Source organism: [Clostridium] clostridioforme AGR2157, assembly GCF_000424325.1.
Lineage (GTDB): Bacteria > Bacillota > Clostridia > Lachnospirales > Lachnospiraceae > Enterocloster > Enterocloster clostridioformis_A.
This window is the reverse complement of sequence record NZ_AUJR01000090.1, coordinates 1-7318: the sequence shown is the minus strand read 5'-3', so window position 1 is coordinate 7318 and position 7318 is coordinate 1. Positions and strand designations below refer to the sequence as shown.

Genomic DNA, 7318 nt, shown 5'->3' with positions numbered 1-7318 from the left:
ACATGGCTCCTGGCTGAATATGGTGGAAGGCTTTTTCAGCAAAATGACCCGCCAGATGTTGTCCGGGATTCGTGTAGGCTCGAAAGAGGAACTAAAGGAACGGATTTTGAAATACTTTGAAGAAATCAATGAGGTTCCCGTCCCCTACAAATGGAAATACCGCTTGGACACGATTGATCTTTCGGAAGAGGATGTGGGCACAATCGTCTATGAAGTTGTAAATGCGAAAGCAGCAAGTCCTGAAAACCAAGGGAAACGTGCGCCCAAAGCACGGACACGTAAGCCAAGAAATCAGATTACTACCAATGCTTAAATTGTAAGCTTATTTAAATCGAGTTGTACTAGTGCGGTAGATGTAGCGCTCTCCTACTTGGCTGGCGAGACTGTGGAAAGTGAAATAGTTGTTCCGGTTGAACTGATTACAGCAGATAATATTGGTGATTTTGATATTTCAGATTGGCAGTAAGTCCCAACCAGTTTGCATGAAGAGTGCTCTCGAAAGGGGAAGACCTATGGGGGTTTTCCCCTTTCGAATTGTCAAGGTGTAACAAAGTAAGGAGCATAGAAGATGAAAAAAGAGCTTTTACGCATGGAAAATATAGTAAAGACTTTTCCGGGTGTACGTGCCCTCAATAATGCGGCGATTACCGTACATGAAGGCGAGGTCATGGGGCTTATGGGTGAGAACGGTGCGGGAAAGTCTACGCTCATGAATGTGCTGGGAGGCGTATTTACAGCGGATTCGGGCGACATATATATCGAAGGAAAGATGGTCAGTATCCACTCAGTCCACGACTCCCAGAATATGGGGGTGGCATTTATCCATCAGGAACTTGCGCTAGAACCGTATCTTACAATTGCAGAAAATATCTTTCTGGGCCGTGAAATGAGGAATTCTTTTGGAATGGTAAATAAAGATAAGATGGCAGAGGCCGCAAGACCCTTATTGGAACGAGTTGGCCTTGAAGTGGATCCTAATGAAAATGTCGGAAAACTTTCAATAGGACAGCAGCAGATGGTAGAAATAGCAAAGTCGTTTTCCTTAAATGCAAAGATACTCATCTTGGATGAGCCAACATCCTCGCTTTCAGAAAAGGAAGTGGACATACTTTTTAAGACTGTCGGCGATTTAAAAAAGCAGGGTATGGGGATTGTGTTCATTACGCATAAAATGGCAGAAGTGTTTCAGTTGTGTGATGCGGTTACGATCATGCGTGACGGAGAATTTATGGGTGAACTCCAATCTAAAAAATGTACAGAGGCGCAGCTTATATCCCTTATGGTTGGACGGGACTTGGGAAATTATTATGTAAGGACATTTAATGAGCTGGGACAGGTTGTGTTAGAAGCTAGAAATATATGTGCAGGAAAAAGAGCAATAAATTGCAGTTTTACCGTGCGAAAAGGAGAGATACTCGGTTTTTACGGTCTGGTAGGTGCTGGCCGGTCGGAATTGATGAAAGTTGTTATGGGGCTGGATCCTATGGATTCAGGAGAGATATATCTGAAAGGCGAATTGGTAAAAAAGCCAGACCCAATGTTTATGCAAAAAAGAGGTGTTGCCCTCGTTCCAGAGAGCCGTAAAACAGAGGGGCTGTTATTAAAGAATACAATTGCATTTAATATATCCCTTCCTGTTCTGGACCGATTCATGAGAGGGATGCGGGTAGATGCTGATAAGGAAGCAGGGATTGTTGAACAGGGTATAGATGCACTGAAAATAAAGGCACCGTCCCCTAATGTAAATTGTTCAACTTTGTCAGGAGGCAATCAGCAAAAGGTGTTGCTTGCAAAGTGGTTGGCAACGGATCCGGAGGTGCTGATTCTGGATGAACCTACACGTGGTATTGATGTGGGGGCTAAAGCTGAGATATATACTATCATTAATAACCTGGCAAAGGAAGGATTGGCAATTATATTGATTTCTTCCGAAATGCCGGAGGTTATGAATATGAGTGACCGTGTAGTGATAATGCATGAAGGGCGGATTACAGGAGAGCTGGCACACCAAGATGGTATTTCTCAGGAGATGATTTTAACATACGCAATGGGGGTGAACAAAAATGAATAGAAGATCCAATAGTGCTATGGTTCGCGCAACACGTAACTATTTCAGGCTAAACTGCGGTATCCTTATTGCTTTATTTGCTATGGGCACGCTTTTTGCAATTTTTGGAAATAATTTCTTAACTAAAACCAATATGGTGAATTTATTGAGAACTTGCGCTACTAACTGTTATCTAGCGATTGGAGTACAGCTTGCTATTATATTGGCTGGTATTGATCTGACAGGAGGAGCCTTGGCTGCCCTTAGTGGAGTCATGTGCGTTATGACCTTTGAAAGCTTTGGACTCCCCATACCCATGGGTATTGCTGTTGGAATCCTGGTGGGGACATTTGTAGGCTTGATAAATGGCGTCATCATTACATATACAGGAATCCATCCTTTTGTGGTGACACTGGCAATGCAGTCTGTATGCAGGGGAGCCGCATATCTGATTGCAAATGGTTCTCCGGTAACTACGAAGAATACGAATTTTAGCGCGTTTGGGACGGGTTCTCTGGGAGTGGTTCCATATCCGGTTATCTATATGATAATATTCCTGATTATGGATTATTTCTTGCTAAACAAATTAAGAACCGGGCGGCATATTTACGCGGTTGGTGGAAATGAATTATCTGCCCGTTTTTCCGGAATTGATGTCAAAAAGATAAAAATTCTGGTATGGACAATTAGCGGAACGATTGCAGGATTCTGTGGAGTTGTCCTGGCGGCCAGGCTCTCCTCTGGTCAGCCTTCGACCGGAGAAGGGTATGAGACAGATGCTATTGCGGCGGCAGTACTCGGAGGAACATCCTTCTTTGGCGGTACCGGTACAGTGGGTGGTTTGATGATTGGAGTTTTAATCATTGGCGTGATTTCCAATGGTCTTAATTTGATGCATGTAAATTCATATTGGCAATTTGTCCTAAAGGGCATGATTATCATTTCCGCTGTTTATTTTGATATCCTAAAACAGAAAAAACAGAATGCATCCAAATAAGTACTGTTAATTAATATTTCAGGAGGATTTTGTAGTAATGGACGGTAAATTAAAAAGACAATTAGAACTGCAGGCTTATAAAATGCGTAAACTTGCATTACAGACCATTGAAACCGCGGGCTCAGGACATATAGGAGGATCATTCTCCATAGCGGAGATTTTATCGGTTCTGTATTTTGATGAGATGAATGTAGATGTAAATGAGCCAAAGAAGATAGACCGTGACCGATTGGTGTTATCTAAAGGACATTGCTCCCCCTCGTTGTATACGGCTCTGGCGATGAAGGGTTTTTTTAAACCAGAACATCTTGCAACTTTTAGGAAAATTGACAGTGACCTTTCAGGACATGTGGAAATCCATGTTCCAGGGGTTGATATGTCAGGGGGATCGTTGGGACAGGGATTGTCGGTTGCACTTGGCATGGCTATGTATGGACAAAGCAGAAAACTGGGATATCGCGTATTCTGTATTATGGGAGACGGTGAAATTCAGGAAGGCCAGATCTGGGAAGCGGCTATGGCGGCTGGATTTTATAGGGTGGATAATTTAATCGCATTTGTTGACAATAATAAATTGCAATTGGATGGCTCCCTTGAAGAGGTCATGTCACCCTATCCAATTGGAGAGAAGTTCAGAGCCTTTGGGTGGAATGTAATGGAAATAGACGGAAGTGATATCGAACAGATACATAATGTGATTGAATTGGCATCTTCAACAGGTGGGAAGCCAACGGTAATTGTTGCAGATACCGTTAAGGGAAAAGGAGTGTCCATATTTGAAAATCAGGTTCGCTTCCACGGAGGAAAACCCACGAAGGAAGAATTTAAAACAGCATATGCAGAACTTGACAAAAGAATTGCAGAATTGGAGGACTGATAAAATGGGCGAAAATATTTCTACTAGAGTAGCATATGGCCTCGCATTGGAAGAATTTGGTGATAGAGATAATGTTTATGTCTTTGATGCGGATTTGAAGAGTTGTACAATGACTCAGTATTTTTCGGAGAAATATCCGGAACGCTTTTTTAATATCGGTATTGCGGAAGCAAATATGGTTGATATAGCGGCGGGTTTTGCTACCTGTGGGGCTGTTTCTCTGGTACATACCTTTGCGGTATTCGCAGCGGGGCGTACCTATGACCAAATCCGTAACAGTGTGGCATATCCAGGATTAAATGTGAAAATAATAGGAAGCCATGCCGGCTTGACCGTAGGTGAGGACGGAGCCAGCCACCAGTGCATCGAAGATATCAGTTTGATGCGTACGATTCCAAAGATGACAGTAATTGTGCCCTGTGATTCTCATGAGACACGTTTGGCAACAAAGGCAGTTTTGGAATATGAAGGGCCATGTTATTTGAGAACCGGCCGCTGCGCCCTGGATTGCGTAACGGACAATTTTGAGAATTATAAATTTGAGATTGGTAAAGGGGTACAGTTGGCTGACGGTACGGATGTAACAATTATTGCTTGTGGCCTGATGGTTCAGGAATCATTGAAGGCAGAGAAGATTCTGGAAGCGGAAGGCATAAATGCCCGTGTAATTGATATGCATACAATTAAGCCGATTGACAGGGATATTATCATTAAGGCGGCAAAAGAGACAGGGGCTATTGTGACAGCAGAAGAGCATAATGTGATAGGAGGCCTGGGCGGTTCTGTTTCGGAAGTAATAGTTGGAACGGAACCTGTTCCTATTGAGTTTATCGGTGTGGAAGATAAATTTGGTCATTCGGGTGCTCCAAAAGAACTGCTGGAATCATTTGGTTTGACGCCAGAGCATATTGCCGCGGCGGCCAAACATGCGATTCAGCGAAAGAAATAACACACACTCTAGCCTGACATAAAAAAGGGGGTGGGCCCATACAAATGTGTATTTGTTGGCGTCCGCCTCTATTTTTGTCCCATCTATGAAGACCGCTTCCCCCGATATTTCCCCTGACTTATATAAGAATTCTGGCGCCCCTGCCATGACCTGCTCCGCGCAGGGAGCAAAGTGCAGGGTGCGGAACCTCGCGATCGTCGTATGCATCTGTCTTGAGTATACTTTACTTGTAGTAAAACTTCTAATATATGCTCTTCTTGTTCCGAGTATTTCTATCTGGTTTTATATGTGTTCCACTGTCCTAAGTCCACAGGCTGTACTGAACGGTGTTATCAATTTGTTATCAAATCTCTGTTATCAATCAAAGATTCTCGTAATATCCTGATACCGGTTGATGACACGATAAATCTCTACATACTCGTTACTTACCTTGTAGATAATCACATAATCTTCCCATACCGCATATTTATAATCTGTCCGAAAGCTGACTCGTTTGGAAAGATCTGAACCCATTCCCGGAAACATCTGGAGATTCTCAAATTTACCATAAATTTCCTTTATGGTCTTTGCAGCGTATTCTTCATTATCTTCAGCGATATAATCCCGGATATTCTTCAGATCCTTTGCAACAATCGGATTGATCCGCAATTTTAACATCTTATTCCCCCACAAGTGCTTTCAGTTCGTCCAGATCAAGCCAGCCTTCGCCGTCCTTCACTGCTTCTTCGGCTTCCTGAAGCTTCACCAGAAGCTTCTTTTCTGCACGATCACGCTCATAATCTTCAATATCCATGACTACAAATCGTCCTCTGCCATTCTTAGTCAGATATACCGGTTCTCCTTTGTGACAGTTTTTCAGGACTTCGTTATAATTTCTCAAATCAGATACTGGTAAAATATTTGCCATATTCTTTCAGCTCCTTCCCTGATTTCACATTGTTTCTGCTACTTATATTATACACAAAAAGCTGTAAAATTCAACGTGAGTTTTTACAGCTTTTTGTGATATATGAATATTACCGCTAAGCAGGATACATATTACTTCTGATTATTTACTCAAACTTCCCACACCATTTGGTGTGATGAACCTTGGAAATTCAATACGTTAGCACTTAAAAAGGCACAAACCCGGCTTGCATGGTATAATTGAATTGCCAAAAACAATCACACAAAAAGGAGATTCATGCCATGTCAAGTATACCACATAATCAAAATAAGGAAAACGAGGTTTTTGAATTTGCCGCAAAATTTATCAGCGAGTTCCAAATAGGGAAGCTTCTCTTCATGTAATGCCGGCAAGGAAAAAGGAATTCCGGTTATGACCATCTTCCGGTATCTGTTGTGCCTGCTTTTTTCTGGCCGCAGCGTTCCAAGGTAAGGAGGCGGAATCCTTTTTTGAACTTCATGGAACAGTGGTCGAACACTTTCGCCAGGAGCTCTGCCTTTTTGGAGTGGGAGCGGTCAAACAGGCTGTCATCTATAATGAAGACGTCCTTCCGCTTTTCGTCCGTGAGCGGCTTCATGAAATCATTGATGATCCTCGAAGACAAGAGCGCAGTAAAACGCTGCCAGTTTGTTTTCACGATGTTCAGGAAGCGGTACAGAGTATTTTTTGAGAATCCCTCTTCAAAAGTTTTTGTTTTCCGCTGCATGTATGTGTTTCCTTATGCAGGTCAATTCCCACATAAATGATATTTTCTTTTCTCGTCTCGAATCCTTCCTTTTCGTTTCTCCTGTCGGAGTTGTCGTATGTTAACTCTGAAAAGGAGCATCTGCAAGTCATTTGGGAACAGTTCTGAATGTTTGTGAAATTATACAGAATTGGCAGACCGGTTTGTCACATAGTGGTATCGCCAGAAAACCCAAAGTGCCCGAAACATCGAAAAATCAGGGGGATGCCCGTGTGCCGTTTTTCCACCCATGATCGGAAGATGTACCAGCAGACCGGAAAATAACAGGGTCGAAATGTGTGCAGGTTAAAATCTGGGTGGCTTGATGCCACCCAGACGGAGGACATCGCCCACTAGCTGGGCGAATGCTACCATCATATTCCGCTATGTAGAATATCTTTATTCTGCTCAATTGCTTTTTCGCATAGAAAATTAGTTTCTAAGGAAAGAACCGGAGGTGGGTTGAATAAGAGGGCAATCTTTTCTGCCCCCTTATTCAGCACACTTTCGGTTTTTCCGAATTGAACAAAGTCGCGTCCGGTATGGGGATTCAATGCTCCGGCTTTCACCTGTCTGACAGCTCTGCTGGATGCTTTTCGACAGGAACTCAAGAAGATATCACTGGTTTAAGGCATACTTCCCCCTTACCCCCAAATCTTATGTCCCATATCCGGTTGCTTTGGGATCAGGCGCTGCTTCTTTTTGGGGTCCATTCAGTACATACTTCATAGGACATGGCCCCGCCGCAGCATGGACATACAGTGACATCCTTCTTGTA

Annotated in this window: 6 protein-coding genes and 2 pseudogenes; 5 read left to right on the top strand and 3 right to left on the bottom strand. The window is 43.0% G+C overall.

What is annotated here, in order from left to right; translation table 11 throughout:
* The 5 genes and pseudogenes from G614_RS34745 to G614_RS0122905 all read left to right on the top strand — a co-directional run.
* Window positions 1–313 (top strand): annotated as a pseudogene (locus G614_RS34745) (IS630 family transposase); the annotation flags it as partial.
* A 255-nt stretch (window positions 314–568) separates the two neighbouring features.
* Window positions 569–2071 (top strand): sugar ABC transporter ATP-binding protein, encoded by a 1503-nt coding sequence (locus tag G614_RS0122920; RefSeq protein WP_027643765.1) that lies wholly within the window; start codon window positions 569–571, stop codon window positions 2069–2071.
* On the top strand, window positions 2064–3044 hold the full coding sequence (locus tag G614_RS0122915; protein ID WP_022202362.1) for an ABC transporter permease: 981 nt from the start codon (window positions 2064–2066) through the stop codon (window positions 3042–3044). The genes G614_RS0122920 and G614_RS0122915 overlap by 8 nt, the downstream gene beginning before the upstream one ends.
* A gap of 37 nt (window positions 3045–3081) precedes the next feature.
* Window positions 3082–3921, top strand: a complete 840-nt coding sequence (locus tag G614_RS0122910) for a transketolase (RefSeq protein ID WP_027643764.1) — start codon at window positions 3082–3084, stop codon at window positions 3919–3921.
* A 4-nt stretch (window positions 3922–3925) separates the two neighbouring features.
* Window positions 3926–4870: a transketolase family protein gene (locus G614_RS0122905; protein WP_022202364.1), complete on the top strand. Its 945-nt coding sequence runs from the start codon at window positions 3926–3928 to the stop codon at window positions 4868–4870.
* Between the two features lie 357 nt (window positions 4871–5227).
* Here the strand turns inward: G614_RS0122905 and G614_RS0122900 are convergent, their stop codons facing one another.
* The 3 genes and pseudogenes from G614_RS0122900 to G614_RS28680 all read right to left on the bottom strand — a co-directional run.
* Entirely contained in the window at window positions 5228–5527 is a 300-nt protein-coding gene (locus G614_RS0122900; protein WP_027643763.1) for a type II toxin-antitoxin system RelE/ParE family toxin, read from the bottom strand.
* Window position 5528: 1 nt separating this feature from the next.
* Entirely contained in the window at window positions 5529–5777 is a 249-nt protein-coding gene (locus tag G614_RS0122895) for a type II toxin-antitoxin system prevent-host-death family antitoxin (RefSeq protein ID WP_002586748.1), read from the bottom strand.
* Window positions 5778–6240: 463 nt separating this feature from the next.
* Window positions 6241–6525: pseudogene (locus G614_RS28680) on the bottom strand (IS4 family transposase); the annotation flags it as partial.
* Between the last annotated feature and the right edge of the window lie 793 nt (window positions 6526–7318).